Consider the following 16,390-nt stretch of genomic DNA (forward strand, 5'->3'; position numbering starts at 1 on the left):
TCATCCGTAAGGGTTGTTGCGGCGTCCAACGCCAATATGCGGCCTGCCGACCGTCATTGCGAGCGAAAGCGAAGCAACCCGGCCCTGCATCAGCCCCAGCCGGGTCGCTCCGTCGATGCCTTCGTCAGCTCTTCACCGCGCCCGAAGTCAGGCCGGTGACCATGTTCTTCCGGAAGCCATAGTAGATCACTGCCGGCGGGATGGCGTAGATCAGGCCTGCCGTCATCAAGAGGTTCCAGGGCGCGTCGTCAGCCGAGAGGAAGAGGCCGAGGCCGACGGCCAGCGGCACCGCCCGCTCGCTGGAGAGGAGCAGGAAGGCGTAGAGATACTCGTTCCAGGCGAGCAGCAGCGCGTAGATGCCGATCACCACCATGGAAGGCTTCATCAGCGGCAGGTAGACCAGCCGGAAGAGCTGCAACGAGTTGGCGCCGTCCATGATCGCGGCCTCGTCGAGCTCCTTGGGAAGCTTGTCCGAGGCCTGCTTCAGCACCCAGATCGCATAGGGCGAAGCCAATGCCACCATGGCGAGGATCAGCGCGACGCGGGTGTTGAGCAGTCCGAAGGTGCCCATGGCCTTGTACATGGGGATGGCGAGGAAGGCGGCCGGGATCAGATAGGTCGCGAGCGCGAAGTTCATGATCGAGCGGCCGCCCGGCGCCTTCAGCCGCGAGATGGCGAAGGCGGCGCAGGTCGCGATGAACAGGGTGAGGAGCCCGGTCGCGATCGCGATCAGGAAGCTGTTGAACAGCTGCAGCCAGAAGTTCGTCAGGTAGTAGTGCTGCTGGTTGAAGACGATCTGGAAGTTCTGCAGCGTCGGCTTCTCCGGCCAGAGCTTGCCGGCCAGCATCGATTCCTGCGTCGAGATCGACAGCACGAAGAGATGGTAGATCGGCAGCAGCGTCCAGATCAGAACCGGGACCGCAATCAGGATCAGCTTACCCTCATCGAGAACCTTCTTCATCATTCGGCTCCCTTCGAGAGGCGCTTCACCATGAACCAGACCATGGGCAGGATCAGCGGCATCGCACAGATGATCGAGGCGATGCCGAGGTCGAGATTGTTGTTGCGCATATAGCGGATGCCGAGCGTCGCCAGCACGTGGTTGAGGTCGCCCGGACCACCGCCGGTGAGCAGATAGACGCTGTTGAAATCGCCCAGCGTCCAGATCATCGAAAGCAGCGTCGAGGTGACGTAGAGCGTCGCCAGCGACGGCCAGGTGATGAAGCGGAACTGCTGCCATTTGTTGGCGCCGTCGACGCTGGCGGCCTCATAGAGGTCGTGCGCGATGGCGAGCCGGCCAGTGACAAGGATGAGCGTCCAGAACGGCAGCGACTTCCAGATATGGACGAGGATCGAAGAGGCGAAAGCGAGTGTCGGATCAGTCAGCCAGCCCGGTCCCTCGACGATGCCGAACCAATGGAAGAGCTGCTGGTTGATCATGCCGTTTTCAGGATTGAGCATGACCCGGAAGGACAGGATGGTCGGGATCGACGGCACCGCCCAGGGCAGAATGAACAGCACCAGCATGAAGCGCACCCAGGCGCGCTGCTGGACGAAGAAGCCCGACAGGAACAGCGCCATCAGGAACTTCAGGTTCACCGCGACGAACAGGAAGACGACGGTGTTGACCAGCGTGCGGATGAAGATCGGATCGGCGAAGAGCGCCTTGTAGGACTGCCAGTTGAGGCCGAGCCAAAGGCCATAGGCGACGGGATAGACCACCATCACCGCGAAGACGAGCAGATAGGGCGCGAGCATGAGCACGCCCCAGAACACCCGATCGCGCGCCTGCCCGGAGGTTGCACTACTTGAAACGGTCGCGGGGGGAGCCATCGCTGCCGTGGTCATCTTCTTGTTCTCCCTCGATATGCCCCGTCGGCCGGAGACGGGCCGGCATCCCGCGAACGCTTGCGCCGCGGGATGCCGTGCTTGTCGGCTTGCGCTATCCCTGCGTCAGCCGGCGATCTGCTTGATGCGGGCGATCATCTCGTCGACCGCCTGCTCGGGCGAGATCTTGTCCTGGACGACGCGGTTGACCGCCTTGGCCCAGACGTTCTCGGCATTCACCGTGGTGAACTTGTAGTTGTAGACGAACTGGAACGGCACGGTGCCGTCCGTGTACTGCTTGTAGACGATCTTGCGGTGCGGATCCGCACCCGTCCAGAACTCGGCCTTGGCAGCCTCGACCGTGGTCGGGAACCAGCGACCGACCGAGCCCTCGACGAAGGGACGCAGATTCTCGTCCTTCATCATGAAGGCCATGAATTCCTTGCCGCGCTTCTTGTTCTTGCCGTCGGCGAAGACGACCGCCGTCTTGACCGCGGCGAGGTTGGTCATCGGCGAACCGTCCGGCTTGTTCGGGAATTCGGCCGTGCGGATGTTGTCGTAATAGTTCTTCTTGGCCTGGTCGCGCTGTTCCTGCGTCAGGGCCTGGTTGTTCATATCGTCGAGGTGCTTGGCCGCGATCGAGATCGTGGCGTTGTGGGTCAGCACCGTCGTGCGGTTATGGAAGGCGACGTTGTTGTCGGGGTCGAGCCAGTTCACCGAGGACGGCGGGGTGCAGCCGCGCTGGGCGATGTTGGAATAGTCCTTCACAGCCTTGACCATCGCCGCCTTGTTGGCCGGCTCGTCGAGCACGATCTTGCCGTTCTCGTCGACGACCTTGGCGTTGAAGGCGTTGGCGAAGGTCAGGAAGGAATAGAAGGTGTCGGAGGCGGCGACGCCCATCGGATGGCCGACGGCGTAGATGCGCTTGCCCTTGGCGCGCAGCGCGCCCTGGACCTTGTCGCACCAGAAGTCCCAATAGCCGTCCCAACCCTTCGGGATGTCGCTTTCCTTGAAGCCGGCCTCTTCCAGCATGTCCTTCCAGTAGGTGATGTGCATCATCTGCTGCTGGACCGGGAAGGCGTAGTAGGCCTTCTTCTTGGTCTTGTCGTTCATCAGCAGGGTCGTCGCCAGCGCCTGCGGCTGGATCTGCGCCTTGATCGGCTCCAGCACGTCGCTGACGTCCTCGAGCTTGCCCTCGAAGGCCCATTGGCCGGTGGTGCGGAAATCATAGGTGGTGCAGAAGCCGACATCCGGCGGCGTGCCTGCCTGGACGGCACCAACCGACTTGGTGACGCAGTCTTCGGTGGCATAGAGGGAGAGGTCGACCTTGACGCCCGTCGCCTTCTGGAACTTGTCTACGACGGCGAGCAGCGCGTCGTCCTCGCCCTTGTAGAAGCCCTTGGTGAACCAGACCGTCACCGTCTCCTGCGCGAGCGCAGCTCCGGACCATCCGGCGGCGATGGCTGCCAAGGCTGCGCCGGCAGCCAGAGAGCGCATGGATTTCATCGAAACCTCCCATTTAAAACGTTTAGATTGGGCTTTTTTCGCCGCCTCCTCATAAACACTAGTCGATGAGCCATGCAACTCACAAGCGGCAGGGCTGCGTAGATTTCATGCAGGGTTCGCCGGGAGTTTTCACCGCTCCCCCTCTGCCCACGCCCGACGGATCAGCTTTGACGGCGCGACGCAGCCGCGTCAAAGAGAAGCTGTCACGGATGTGTCATCGACACGGCTTACCCCGCGCCGCACGACCCCATGTCCTGATGCTCGCGATGCCCCTGCGGTTTCGTGGCAAATCCAATCGGAGTTTCCCATGCGCGCCCTCGCAACCGCCATCCTCGCGCTCGGCCTGGCCCTGCCGGCGATCGACGCCGCCGGCGCGGTCGAAGGCAAGCTCGTGCTCTATACCAGCCAGCCCAATACCGACGCCCAGCAGACGATCGACGCCTTCAAGGCGAAGTATCCCAAGGTCGAGATCAGCTTCGTCCGCGACGGCACGCCGCGCGTGATGGCCAAGCTCCGGGCCGAGATCGAGGCCGGCGCGCCGCAGGCCGACGTGCTGCTGATCGCCGACGCCGTGACCATGGAAGGGCTGAAGAAGGAAGGCCGCCTGCTCGCCCATGACAAGGCCGATGTCTCGGCCTTCCCGGCCGGCGTGCACGACCCCGCGAAGATGTGGTTCGCGACCAAGCTGATCACCACCGGCATCGTCTACAACACCAAGGCGGCGCTGAAGCCGGAGAGCTGGCTCGACCTTGCCAAGCCGGAGGTCAAGAATCAGCTCGCCATGCCGAGCCCGCTGAATTCGGGTGCCGCGATGATCCACACGATCACGCTGACCGGCAACCTGCCGGGTGGCTGGAGCTTCTACGAGAAGCTGAAGGAGAACGGCACGCTCGCCGCCGGCGCCAATGGCGACATCCTGCGCCAGGTTGCCACCGGCGAGAAGCTCTACGGCATGATCGTCGACTTCATGCCGATCCGCGAGAAGGCCAAGGGCGCGCCGGTCGAGTTCGTCTTCCCGAAGGAAGGCGTCTCGGCGGTGAGCGAGCCGGTCGCGATCCTGAAGAGCAGCAAGAATCCGGAAGCCGCCAAGGCCCTGGTCGATTTCCTGATCTCGAAGGACGGCCAGGAGCTGGCGCTGAAGCAGGGTTATGTCTCGGCCCATCCGGACGTCGCCCTGCCGGCCGGCTATCCGGCGCGCGGCGCGATCAAGCTGATGCCGTTAGACGCCGCCAAGGCGCTGGCCGACGAGCCGGCCGCCCGCAAGCGCTTCAGCGCGATCTTCGAAGGCTGAGCCCGAGCGACCAAGCTCAGGTGCCGACACGATGACGCTCGCAGCCCCCGCAGAACTCCGGCAGACCGGCATCCGGCCGGCCCTGCCGAAGCTCGCCTTGCCGACGGGCCTCGGCCTGCCGGCGCTGGTGCTGCTGTGCGCGATCCTGTTCGGCGCCCTGCCCTTCCTGCGCCTGCTCGCCGCCGCCTTCGCGCCGGGCTGGCAGTTCGCACCCGAGGGTGCACTGGCTGAGATCACCAGCCGCGCCGCGGTCAACGCGACCCTGCACACCTTCGAGACGGCCGGCCTTTCGGCTCTCGGCGCGCTGCTGATCGGCGGAACGGCGGCGATCCTGCTCGCCGTCACCGATGTCCGCGGCAAGCGCCCGCTCGCTTTCGCGCTGGTCTTCTCGATGATGATCGCGCCGCAGGTGGCGGCGCTCGCTTTCCTCAGCCTGTTCGCGCCGAACTCGGTCCTGCTCGGCATGGTCGGGCTGGCGCCGGCGCCAGGCACGCCAAATCCGCTGCTCGGGCGCGGCGGCATCATCCTGGTGATGGCGCTGCATCATGCGCCGCTGGTGGCGATCACACTCTGGACCGGGCTGCGCAGCGTGCCGCATGCGCTGGTCGAGGCGGCGCAGATGGAAGGCGCGGCTCCCGCCACCATCGTCGGGCGCATCCTGCTGCCGGTGCTGCGGCCGCAGATCATCGCCGCGGCGCTGCTCGCCTTCGTCGCCGGCATCGGCAATTTCGGCATCCCGGCTCTGCTCGGCCTGCCGGTCAACTACCTCACCCTGCCGACGCTGATCTATCGCCGGCTGTCGAGCTTCGGCCCGGCCGGCTTGCCGGATGCGGCGGCGCTGTCGCTCCTGGTCGCGCTCGTCGCCAGCCTCGGCATCATCGCCGGCCTGATCGCGACGCGCCGCGGCGGCGGCAAGGTCGAGATCGAGCGGCCGCTGCAGCCGTTCTGGCAGCTCGGCACCGCACGGCCCTTCGTCGCTGCCGGGCTCTGGCTGCTGATCGCTGTGAAGCTCGGCCTGCCGCTGCTGGCGCTGGTCGGCGAGGCTCTGACGCCAGCGCTCGGCGTCGCGCTGACCTGGCAGAACCTCACCTTCGACAAGTTCGCCGAGGTGCTGCTGCGCCAGGACGTGACGGTGCGCGCCTTCCGCAACTCCTTCCTGTTCGCCGGCTCGGCCGCGGTGCTGCTGGCGCTCCTCTCGATCGCCTTCGCCTATGGGCTCGAACGGCGCATGGGCAAGCTCCGGCGCGTCGTCGATGTGGTGATCGAATTGCCCTACGCCCTGCCCGGCGTCGTGCTCGCCATCGCCTGCATCCTGATGTTCCTGAAGCCGCTGCCGCTGATCGGCGTCAGCATCTACGCCACGCCCTTCATCATCCTCTTCGCTTATATGGCGCGCTTCCTGCCGCTGGCGCTGAAGGCGCCGGTCGCGGCGATGGCGCAGATCGAGGCGCATCACGAGGAAGCCGCCAAGCTCGACGGCGTGACGCTCTGGCAGATGCTGCGCTTCATCGTAGCGCCGATCCTGGCGCCAGCCGCCGCTGTCAGCGGGCTGATGGTCTTCCTCGTCGCCTTCAACGAGCTCACCGTCTCGGCCCTGCTCTGGTCCTCGGGCACCGAGACGCTCGGCGTCGTGCTGTTCAGCCTGAAGGAGGCCGGGCTCGCCGGCGAAGCCGCGGCGGTGGCGATCAGCGCCTGCGCGGTGATCCTTGCGGTGATGCTCGGGCTCGACGCGCTCGGCCGCAAGCTGCCGGCCAACATCCTGCCCTGGCGGATCTGAGCGGCGATCTCGCTGCCAGCGCAGCAGCCCTTATCAAGCCTGCAGAGCGAGGGACATAGTTAAGCCGAATTTAACGTAACGGCAGGATGGTCGCGTCATAGAGTTCGTCTTTCGTTGCAAAGCAGAGCTCATTACCGACCGCGCGGCAGGGCGGCACCGACTGGGGACCAGTGAGCTCAATGGCTTACCGCATGCAGAACCGTCGCCAGAGCGAGCCGATTCCCAAGGAAATGAAGATCCTTCTCGTCGAGGATTCGCGGACCTATGCGCTGGCGCTGTCGCGCCGCCTCGAAGCCGAGCTTCAATTGCCGATCGTCGTCTGCCAGTCGCTCAACGAACTGCATGAGGTCGTCACCGAGGACCGCGCGGCCTACACCATGGCCGTGGTCGACCTGAACCTGCCGGACGCGCCGCGGGGCGAGGCGATCGACTTCACCGTGCAGCGCGGCATCCCGACCATCGTCCATACCGGCAGCTACGATCTCGAGACGCGCAACCGGATCATGGAGCGCGACGTGATCGACTATGTCCCCAAGGACAGCGCCTTCACGCTCGAGACCGTGGTCGCAACCGCCAAGCGCGCGCTCGCCAACCGAGAGACCCGCATTCTGGTCGTCGACGACGTCACGGCGACCCGCAGGCTGCTCGGCCATATGCTCAAGGTGCAGCAATACGAGGTGGTCGAAGCCGGCTCGGGAGCCGAGGCGCTGTCCCTGCTGGAGGCGAACCCCGACCTCCGGCTGGTGGTGAGCGACTACTACATGCCTGACATGGACGGATACGAGCTGACCCGGCTCATCCGGCGGCAATTCGGTTCCAATCGAATGCGCGTGATCGGGGTCTCCTCCTCGAGCGATCGGATGGTCTCGGTCGGCTTCCTCAAGGCAGGGGCGAACGACTTCATCTCCATGCCGTTCATTCCGGAAGAGCTGCAATGCCGGATCGCCAGCAATGTCGAGACGCTGGAGCAGATCGAACAGCTGCACAATCTCGCTTCGCGCGACGCGTTGACGGGCCTGTTCAACCGCCGCCACTTCTTCGCGAACGCCGGCCGCCTGGTCGAGGAGGCGAGCGCCAAAGGGCTCGCCAGCACGATCGCCATCCTCGACATCGACGACTTCAAGCAGCTGAACGACAGCTACGGCCATGATTTCGGCGATCAGGCGCTGGCGAAGGTGGCGCGCTATCTGGCCCAGTCGGTCGAGGGTAACGGCCACCTGCTCGCCCGCATCGGCGGCGAGGAATTCGCCATCCTGTTCCCAGGCCTCGACACCAAGGCGGCGCTGCGCCTGAGCGATCACATCCGCCTCGACATCTCGCATGAGACGCTGCTCGTCGATGACCGGCAGATCACGTTCACGGTCTCGATCGGGATTGCCGGAATCGACGGGAAAGGCAGCTTCGATCAATATCTGATCGCCGCCGACCGCGCGCTCTACACAGCCAAGCATGAGGGGCGCAACTGCGTCCGCGTCGCGGCCTGAACGGGCGGAGCTCTCAGCCCGCTGCGGCCAGACGCGGGCTTCCGGCCGCCGGCAGTTCGCCCATCAGCAGCGCACGGTGGGCCTTCGACTCGCGCACGATGAAATCGACGACCGCCCGAACCCGGGCGACGTCCTTGAGATCGGCGTGGACGAGCAGCCAGAAGGAGCGGGTGATCGAGACGCTCTCCGGCAGCACGGGCACGAGGCGCGGCTCGTCGACCGCCATGAAATGGTGGATGACGCCAATGCCGGCGCCGGCTGCCACGGCATTCATCTGCGCCAGCACACTCGAACTCTGGATCTGCGCGCGCAGACCCTTGGCGACCTCGTCGAGATAGTCGAGCTCGGGCGTGAAGATCAGATCGTCGATATAGCCGACGATGCGGTGGTTGAAGAGGTCTTCGGGCGCCGTGATCGGCGGCATGCCGTCGAGATAGCCCTGCGAGGCGTAGAGACCGAGACGGTAATCGCAGAGCTTGCGGGCGACGACCTTGCCTTCCTTCGGCGGAGCCAGCGTGATCGCGACATCCGCCTCCCGCTTCGACAGCGAGAGCAGGCGCGGCATTGCGATGAGCTGCAGCTCGAGCCCCGGATAGGCCTTGGCGAAGCCGGCGAAGCGCGGCGCCAGGAAGGTCGAGCCGAAGCCGTCGGGCGCGCCGATCCGGACCGTGCCGGAGAGCGCCATGTCGGCACCGCCGATCTCGCTCTGGATCGCCAGCGCCTCGGTTTCCATGCTCTCGGCCTTGGCCAGCAACTGCTCGCCATGGCCGGTCAGCGCATAGCCCTGCGGGCGCCGCTCGAACAGCTTGGCTTTGAGCGATTCCTCCAGCGAGGTGATGCGCCGCGAGACGGTGGCGTGATCGGCGCCGAGCCGACGTGCAGCGGCGGTGAGCCGGCCCGAGCGGGCGACGGCGAGGAAGAAACGCAGGTCGTCCCAGTCGAACCGTTCCATGCCGCTCCTCCCATATCTGTGTTTTCGCACGGCGCTAGCCGATATCCGCCTATAGCCGTGCGCAAACGATAATGATAGGGGTAGCGCCAATCAGCGTCACACGACTTTAGGGGAGGACGCCATGCGTCAGATCGGTCACTTCATCGGCGGCAAGCACGTCGCAGGCACCTCGGGCCGGACGGCCGACGTTTACCAGCCGATGGACGGCTCGGTGATCGGCAAGGTCGCCCTCGCCTCGCAGCAAGAGATGCGCGCCGCGGTCGAGAACGCGCTCGAAGCCCAGCCGAAATGGGCGGCGGTCAATCCGCAGCGCCGCGCCCGCGTGCTGATGAAGTTCCTCGACCTGATCGCGCAGAACAATGACGAGCTCGCAGAATTGCTCGCCCGCGAGCACGGCAAGACCATCCCCGACGCCAAGGGCGACATCCAGCGCGGCGTCGAGGTGATCGAGTTCTCGCTCGGCGTGCCCAACCTGATGAAGGGCGAATTCACCGACGGCGCCGGCCCCGGCATCGACATCTACTCGCTGCGCCAGCCGCTCGGCGTCGTCGCCGGCATCACGCCATTCAACTTCCCGGCGATGATCCCGCTCTGGAAGCTCGGCCCCGCCATCGCCTGCGGCAACGCCTTCATCCTGAAGCCGTCCGAGCGCGATCCCGGCGTGCCGATGCGCCTCGCCGAACTCTTCATCGAAGCGGGCGGCCCTCCCGGCATCCTCAACGTCGTCAACGGCGACAAGGAGGCGGTCGACGCCATCCTCGACGACCATGACATCAAGGCCGTCGGCTTCGTCGGCTCGACCCCGATCGCCGAGTACATCTACGCCCGCGGCTGCGCCAATGGTAAGCGCGTGCAGTGCTTCGGCGGCGCCAAGAACCACATGATCATCATGCCCGACGCCGATATGGACCAGGCGGTCGACGCGCTGATCGGCGCCGGCTACGGCTCGGCCGGCGAGCGCTGCATGGCTATCTCGGTCGCCGTCCCGGTCGGCAAGGCCACCGCCGACGAGCTGGTCAAGCGGCTGATCCCCCGCGTCGAGAGCCTGAAGATCGGCCCCTCGACCGATACCTCAGCCGATTACGGCCCGGTGGTGACCAAGGCGGCGATGGAGAAGATCAAGTCCTATGTCGACATCGGCATCGGCGAAGGCGCCAAGCTCGTCGTCGACGGCCGCGACTTCAAGATGCAGGGCTATGAGAACGGCTTCTATGTCGGCGGCTGCCTTTTCGACAACGTCACCAAGGACATGCGCATCTACAAGGAGGAGATCTTCGGACCCGTCCTCTCCGTGCTGCGCACCGAGAGCTATGACGAAGCGCTGAAGCTGACCAACGACCACGAATACGGCAACGGCACCGCGATCTACACTCGCGACGGCGACGCTGCCCGCGACTTCGCCTCGAAGGTTCAGGTCGGCATGGTCGGCATCAACGTGCCGATCCCGGTGCCGCTGGCCTATTACACCTTCGGCGGCTGGAAGCGTTCCTCTTTCGGCGACCTCAACCAGCACGGCCCGGACTCGATCCGCTTCTATACCAAGACCAAGACCGTGACGGCACGCTGGCCGTCTGGCATCAAGGACGGCGCCAGCTTCGTCATCCCGACGATGGGCTGAGGCCGACGGCGAAGGAGACCAGGGCATGTTCTCCCTCACCGAAGACCAGATCGCCATCCGCGACATGGCCCAGGGTTTCGCTGCCGAAACCCTGGCGCCGCACGCCGTGCGCTGGGACGAGGAAAAGCATTTCCCGGTCGAGGAGATGCGCCAGGCCGCCGCGCTCGGCATGGGCGGGGTCTATATCGCCGAGGATGTCGGCGGCTCCGGCCTGACGCGGCTCGATGCCACGCTCATCTTCGAGGCGCTCTCGACCGCCTGCCCGACGGTCGCCGCCTATATCTCGATCCACAACATGTGCGCCTGGATGATCGACCGCTACGGGTCGCAGGAGCAGCGGCAAAAATACCTGCCGAAGCTGTGCACCATGGAGCATCTGGCGAGCTATTGCCTGACCGAGCCGGGCGCAGGCTCGGACGCCGCCGCGCTGAAGACCAAGGCCGTGCTCGACGGCGACCATTATGTCCTCGACGGCCAGAAGCAGTTCATCTCCGGCGCCGGCGTCTCCGACGTCTATGTCGTGATGGTGCGTACCGGCGAAGCCGGCCCGTCGGGCATCTCGACCGTCGTGGTCGAGAAAGACACACCCGGCCTCTCCTTCGGCGCCAATGAGAAGAAGATGGGCTGGAACGCCCAGCCGACGCGCGCCGTGATCTTCGAGAACTGCCGCGTGCCGGTGGCCAACCGGATCGGGCCGGAAGGCATCGGCTTCAAGATCGCCATGGCCGGGCTCGACGGCGGCCGGCTCAATATCGGCGCCTGCTCGATCGGCGGGGCGCAGGGCGCGCTCGACAAGGCGCTGGCCTATGCGCAGGAGCGCAAAGCCTTCGGTAGCCGCATCGCCGATTTCCAGGCGCTGCAGTTCAAGCTCGCCGACATGGCGATCGAACTCGAGGCAGCCCGCACCTTTCTCTGGCGCGCCGCCGCGGCGCTCGACGAGAAGACGCCGGATGCGACGAAGCTCTGCGCCATGGCCAAGCGCGTCGCGACCGACACCGGCTTCGAGGTCGCCAACCAGGCGCTGCAGATCCATGGCGGCTACGGCTATCTCGCCGATTACGGCATCGAGAAGATCGTCCGCGACCTCAGGGTCCACCAGATCCTGGAGGGGACCAACGAGGTGATGCGAATGATCGTGGCGCGTTCGCTGGTCGGGCGGGCCAAGGGGAATTGATGGGCGCGGGGCCCCCTCTCCCATAGGAAGAGGGCAGGGTGAGGGGTAGGCGGTCGGACCAGTTCCGCGAGCGCTCGCCGCGTGGTCGGGTTCAAGCTAACGTTTCCGCTCCGAACACCTCACCCCTACCCCTCTCCTTCCAGGAGAGGGGATCCCGCGCTTATCGACGCAGGTTCAAGGACTTCAGGGAGAGAAACGACCATGAGCACCATCGCTTTCATCGGGCTCGGCAATATGGGCGGGCCGATGGCCGGCAACCTGGTCAAGGCCGGGCACAAGGTCTCCGCCTTCGACCTCTCCCAGGCTTCGAAGGACGCCGCGGCCGCACTCGGGGTCGGCATCGCCGCCTCGGCGAAGGACGCGGTCGCGGAGGCCGAGATCGTCGTCACCATGCTGCCCGCCGGCAAGCATGTGCTGGGCGTCTGGGCCGACATCCTCCCTGCGGTGAAGCCCGGCACGCTGCTGATCGATTCCTCGACCATCGACGTCGAGAGCGCCCGCAAGGCGCATGCGCTCGCCGCCGAGCGCGGCTGCCTCTCGCTCGATGCGCCGGTCTCGGGCGGCGTCGGCGGCGCGCAGGGCGCGACACTGACCTTCATGGTCGGCGGCGGCGCGGACGCCTTCAAGCGCGGCGAACCGATCCTGTCGGCGATGGGCAAGAAGGTCGTGCACTGCGGTGACGCCGGCAACGGCCAGGCGGCGAAGATCTGTAACAACATGATCCTCGGCATCTCGATGATCGGCGTCTCCGAGGCCTTCGTGCTGGCCGAGAAGCTCGGCCTGTCGCATCAGGCGCTGTTCGACGTCGCCTCGACCTCCTCGGGCCAATGCTGGTCGCTGACGACCTATTGCCCGGTGCCGGGCCCGGTGCCGACCTCGCCGGCCAACAACGACTACAAGCCCGGCTTCGCCTCGGCGCTGATGCTGAAGGATTTGAAGCTCGCCCAGGAGGCGGCGCAGGCCGCAGGCGCCTCGACGCCGCTCGGCGCTGCGGCGGCGCAGGTCTACGGGCTGCACAATGCCTGGGGCGAAGGCGGCACCGACTTCTCCGGCATCATCCACCTGCTGCGCGGGCGCGGGAACAGCTGAGCAGCCGGAGAACGTTCGCATACGTATAATTCTGCTTTGAACCCCGTTCCGGTCGGGACGAAAGCGGAGTAGGACGGGAGGCATGAACGATGCCTCCCGCCGCACCGAACGCTCAGCCCAGACCGGTTTCGCCACCAGCTCGCTCGACCGACGTGCCGATCTGCGTGACCGGCCGGACGAGGTCGCCGCGTTGCGGGCACGCAGCGATGCGCGCTTCACTGTCGTCGCCGGCGAGACGCCGATCCTGCTGCGGACGGGCGCCGAAACCCAGAGCGTCTGGTTCGACGAGAGCGGCGCCGATGGCCTGGGCCCGGCACAGGAAGAGGTCTTCCTCGGGCTCGATCCGGAGGGGGCGCCGCGCTTCGGCCGGCTGATCGACCGCGAATTGCTCGACGGCCTGCGCGAGCAGGCGGTGCTGGTCGTCACCGACCTGCGCAGCGTTGCGCTCAAGCGGCTGGTGCCGAAGGAGGAGCTCGGCCCGCTCGGCGAGGCCAAGGCCCTGCTCGACTGGCATGCCCGCCATCGCTGCTGCGCCCAATGCGGCGCGCCGACCAAGCTCGGCTCGGCCGGCTGGAAGCGGCAATGCGAGGCCTGCGGCGCCCAGCACTTCCCGCGCACCGACCCGGTGGTGATCATGCTGGCGGTGCGCGGCGACAAGTGCCTCATGGCGCGCCAGGCCCGTTTTGCGCCCGGCATGTATTCCTGCATCGCCGGCTTCGTCGAGCCGGGCGAGACCTTCGAGGACGCGGTGCGCCGCGAGACCTGGGAGGAGGCGGGCCTGCGCACCGGCACGGTACGCTACGTCGCCTCGCAACCCTGGCCCTTCCCGGGATCGCTGATGATCGGCTGCATCGCCGAGGCGCTGAACGACGACATCGTCCTGGATGGCACCGAGCTCGAAGCCGGCCGCTGGTTCAGCCGCGAAGAGGCGCTGCAGATGCTGGAGGGCAAGCACCCCGACAACCTGTTCTGCCCGCCACATATGGCGATCGCCAACACCATCCTGAAGGCGTGGGCGGTCGACGGCGAGAAGCCCTGACGCGCCTCGCGCCACCCTGACGAACGAACAGCCTTTGCGGAGCCCTGGATGACGGACCCGGTCAACGCTTACGTCCCCGGGCCGCGCGCCCATATCGCCGGCCGCCCAGGCGGGCCGCTCTCGGGGCTGAGCTTCGCCGTCAAGGATCTGTTCGATGTCGCCGGCCTGCCGACCGGCGGTGGCAATCATGACTGGGCCAAGGCGAACCCCATCCCGACGCGCCATGCCTGGGCGGTGCAGACCCTGCTGGATGCCGGGGCCGACTGCGTCGGCAAGACCATCACCGACGAGGTCTCGCTTGGCATTCTCGGCGAGAACGCCTTCGACGGCACGCCGATCAACAGCGCCGCGCCCGAGCGCGTGCCCGGTGGCTCCTCATCGGGCTCGGCGGCAGCCGTCGCCGCAGGGCTCTGCGACATCGCGCTGGGTACGGATACCGGCGGCTCCATGCGCGTGCCGTCGAGCTTCTGCGGGATCTACGGCATCCGGCCGACGCATGGCCGGCTCGACGTCACCGGGCTGCTGCCGCAGGCTCCGAGCTCAGACACCGCCGGCTGGTTCGCGCGCGATGCCGGGACCTTTGCGAAGGTCGGCGCCGTGCTGCTCGGCGAAGCGCCTGGGCCGCTGCCGACGAAGCTGCTGCTCGCCGTCGATGCCTTCGGCTTCGCCGATCCCGAGGTCGCCGCTGCCCTGCAGCCGATGGTGCAGAAGCTGGAACAGGTTGTCGGCCCGGCGCGCGAGGAGATCATGGCGCCCCAGGGTCTCTCGGTCTGGGCCCGCGCCCAGCGCAGCCTGCAGCCAGTCGAAGCCTGGCAGACCTTCCGGCCCTGGATCGAGCGGCACAATCCACGCATGGCCTTCAGCGTCGCAGCCGGGTTGATCGCCGGCTCGCAGGTTCCGGCGAGCGAGCGCAACTGGGCAGCGCTGATGCGCGAGGAGGCACGGGCGCGGCTGCGCCACCTCCTGCCTGCAGGCACGATCCTCTGCCTGCCGACGACGCCGTTCCCGGCGCCGCTGCGCGGCCTGCCGGTACCGGAGCTGCAGCGGCTGCGCGACCGCATCACCTGCCTTTGCGCCCAGGGCGGTCTCACCGGCTCGCCCCAGCTCAACCTGCCCGGCGCCACGGTGAACGGCGCGCCCGTCGGCCTGTCGATCATCGGCGGGCGCGGCACCGATGCCAGCCTGATCGCCGTCGCCCAAGCCATGGAGGCCCTCTCGTGAGCGACCTGACCCCGAACCTGCCCGATGTCGTCGCCGAGATCAGCGCCCTGTTCGAGCGCTATGAGCAGGCACTGATCGACAAGGAGGTCGATATCCTCGACGCCTCCTTCTGGAACAGTCCCCACACGATCCGCTACGCGCTCGGCGAGAACGGCTACGGCTTCGACGAGATCCACGCCCACCGCGTCGCCCGCCCGCCGGGCCCGGGCATCAAGGAGAAGCGGATCCGTCTGGAGATCCTGACGCTCGGCCGCGACTTCGCCACGGTGAACCTCGAATTCAAGGTGCGCGGGCGCGACATCATCGGCCGCCAGAGCCAGAGCTGGGTGCGCTTCCCGGATCTCGGCTGGAAAGTGGTCTCGGCCCATGTCTCGACGATGGAGGGACCGCGCCCCTGGTGAGGCACAGGACATCCCTTCTCCCCTCGGGGGAGAAGGTGGCAGCGCGAAGCGCTGACGGATGAGGGAAGGACAGCCGCAACTGTCATCGTCTCACCCAGTCGGACCGCCCTCATCCCCTGCCGGACCTTCTCCCCCGAGGGGAGAAGGCGGCTAGTCACTCCCCCGGCTCGGGGAAGCTGTCGCGGAATTCGTGGGCGGGGTAAACACCGAGGATCTTCAGCTCCTTGGAGAAGAAGGCGAGCTCGTCGAGCGCCCGCTTCAGCGCCGGATCGTCGGGATGGCCCTCGACATCGCTGTAGAACATCGTCGCCGAGAAATGGCCGTCGACCATGTAGCTCTCGAGCTTGGTCATGTTGATGCCGTTGGTGGCGAAGCCACCGAGCGCCTTGTAGAGCGCCGCCGGCAGGTTGCGGACCTGGAAGATCAGCGTCGTGACGGTCTTGGCCGCGCCCTGGCGGGCGAATTCCGGATATTTCGAGAGCACGACGAAGCGCGTGGTGTTGTGCTTCTCGTCCTCGATATCCTCCATCAGGATCTTGAGGCCGTAAACCTCGGCGGCGATGTGCGGCGCGATCGCGGCACGGGTCGGATCGCCGGCCTCGGCCACCTGGCGGGCGGAGCCGGCGGTGTCGGCCGCGACCTCGGCCTTGAGGCCGAGCTTGCGGATGATCTTGCGGCACTGGCCGAGCGCGTGGATATGGCTCTGCACGGTCTGCAGCGTCGCCAAAGTCGCGCCCTCGACCGCCATCAGATGGAAGCGGATCGGCAGGAAGTGCTCGCCGATGATGTGCAGGCCGGAGCGCGGCAGCAGATGATGGATGTCGGCGACGCGGCCGGCGATCGAATTGTCGATCGGGATCATGCCGTAGCGGGCGGCGCCGTCCGAGACCGCGGCGAGCGCGTCCTCGAAGGTGCGGCAGGGCAAAAGCTCGCAATCCGGAAAGACCTGGAGGGCGGCCTGCGAGGAGAAGGCTCCGGGCTCGCCCTGATAGGAAACGACGACTGACATTT

The 16,390-nt window shown here is 66.5% G+C and carries 14 protein-coding genes; 9 read left to right on the forward strand and 5 right to left on the reverse strand.

Annotated elements, in window-relative coordinates; all coding sequences use genetic code 11:
• Positions 1-124: 124 nt before the first annotated feature.
• From ACWIGM_RS14655 to ACWIGM_RS14665, 3 genes are all read right to left on the reverse strand, one after another.
• On the reverse strand, positions 125-961 hold the full coding sequence (locus ACWIGM_RS14655) for a carbohydrate ABC transporter permease (protein ID WP_454026650.1): 837 nt from the start codon (positions 959-961) through the stop codon (positions 125-127).
• The gene (locus tag ACWIGM_RS14660; RefSeq protein ID WP_454026651.1) at positions 961-1,848 is read right to left on the reverse strand and encodes a carbohydrate ABC transporter permease; all 888 of its coding nucleotides are present in this window, start codon (positions 1,846-1,848) and stop codon (positions 961-963) included. Before ACWIGM_RS14660 ends, ACWIGM_RS14655 begins: the two co-directional genes overlap by 1 nt.
• A 105-nt stretch (positions 1,849-1,953) precedes the next feature.
• A complete protein-coding gene (locus ACWIGM_RS14665; protein WP_454027005.1) occupies positions 1,954-3,324 on the reverse strand; it encodes an ABC transporter substrate-binding protein in 1,371 nt (456 codons plus the stop codon).
• A 316-nt stretch (positions 3,325-3,640) separates the two neighbouring features.
• Here ACWIGM_RS14665 and ACWIGM_RS14670 point away from each other — a divergent pair, with 316 nt between their 5' ends.
• From ACWIGM_RS14670 to ACWIGM_RS14680, 3 genes are all read left to right on the forward strand, one after another.
• A complete protein-coding gene (locus ACWIGM_RS14670; RefSeq protein ID WP_454026652.1) occupies positions 3,641-4,624 on the forward strand; it encodes an ABC transporter substrate-binding protein in 984 nt (327 codons plus the stop codon).
• Positions 4,625-4,655: 31 nt separating this feature from the next.
• A complete protein-coding gene (locus ACWIGM_RS14675; RefSeq protein ID WP_454026653.1) occupies positions 4,656-6,401 on the forward strand; it encodes an ABC transporter permease in 1,746 nt (581 codons plus the stop codon).
• A gap of 191 nt (positions 6,402-6,592) precedes the next feature.
• Positions 6,593-7,885, forward strand: a complete 1,293-nt coding sequence (locus ACWIGM_RS14680) for a GGDEF domain-containing response regulator (RefSeq protein WP_454026654.1) — start codon at positions 6,593-6,595, stop codon at positions 7,883-7,885.
• Between the two features lie 13 nt (positions 7,886-7,898).
• Here ACWIGM_RS14680 and ACWIGM_RS14685 read toward each other — a convergent pair whose 3' ends face one another.
• A complete protein-coding gene (locus tag ACWIGM_RS14685) occupies positions 7,899-8,837 on the reverse strand; it encodes a LysR family transcriptional regulator (RefSeq protein WP_454026655.1) in 939 nt (312 codons plus the stop codon).
• Positions 8,838-8,958: 121 nt separating this feature from the next.
• Here ACWIGM_RS14685 and ACWIGM_RS14690 point away from each other — a divergent pair, with 121 nt between their 5' ends.
• The 6 genes from ACWIGM_RS14690 (at position 8,959) to hpxZ (ending at position 15,379) form a co-directional block, all read left to right on the forward strand.
• Complete coding sequence (locus tag ACWIGM_RS14690; RefSeq protein WP_454026656.1) at positions 8,959-10,455, forward strand: CoA-acylating methylmalonate-semialdehyde dehydrogenase; 1,497 nt, start codon at positions 8,959-8,961, stop codon at positions 10,453-10,455.
• 25 nt (positions 10,456-10,480) lie between these two features.
• Complete coding sequence (locus ACWIGM_RS14695) at positions 10,481-11,629, forward strand: isobutyryl-CoA dehydrogenase (RefSeq protein WP_454026657.1); 1,149 nt, start codon at positions 10,481-10,483, stop codon at positions 11,627-11,629.
• Positions 11,630-11,791: 162 nt separating this feature from the next.
• Positions 11,792-12,718, forward strand: a complete 927-nt coding sequence (mmsB, locus tag ACWIGM_RS14700) for a 3-hydroxyisobutyrate dehydrogenase (RefSeq protein WP_454027006.1) — start codon at positions 11,792-11,794, stop codon at positions 12,716-12,718.
• A gap of 82 nt (positions 12,719-12,800) precedes the next feature.
• Positions 12,801-13,757, forward strand: coding sequence for an NAD(+) diphosphatase (gene nudC, locus ACWIGM_RS14705; protein ID WP_454026658.1), 957 nt, complete (start codon positions 12,801-12,803; stop codon positions 13,755-13,757).
• 48 nt (positions 13,758-13,805) lie between these two features.
• Positions 13,806-14,978 (forward strand): amidase, encoded by a 1,173-nt coding sequence (locus ACWIGM_RS14710; RefSeq protein WP_454026659.1) that lies wholly within the window; start codon positions 13,806-13,808, stop codon positions 14,976-14,978.
• Entirely contained in the window at positions 14,975-15,379 is a 405-nt protein-coding gene (gene hpxZ / locus ACWIGM_RS14715; RefSeq protein ID WP_454026660.1) for an oxalurate catabolism protein HpxZ, read from the forward strand. The genes ACWIGM_RS14710 and hpxZ overlap by 4 nt, the downstream gene beginning before the upstream one ends.
• Before the next feature lie 154 nt (positions 15,380-15,533).
• Here the strand turns inward: hpxZ and ACWIGM_RS14720 are convergent, their stop codons facing one another.
• Positions 15,534-16,388: a prephenate dehydratase gene (locus ACWIGM_RS14720; protein WP_454026661.1), complete on the reverse strand. Its 855-nt coding sequence runs from the start codon at positions 16,386-16,388 to the stop codon at positions 15,534-15,536.
• Between the last annotated feature and the right edge of the window lie 2 nt (positions 16,389-16,390).

This window comes from Allobosea sp. NPDC055332, from assembly GCF_053645455.1.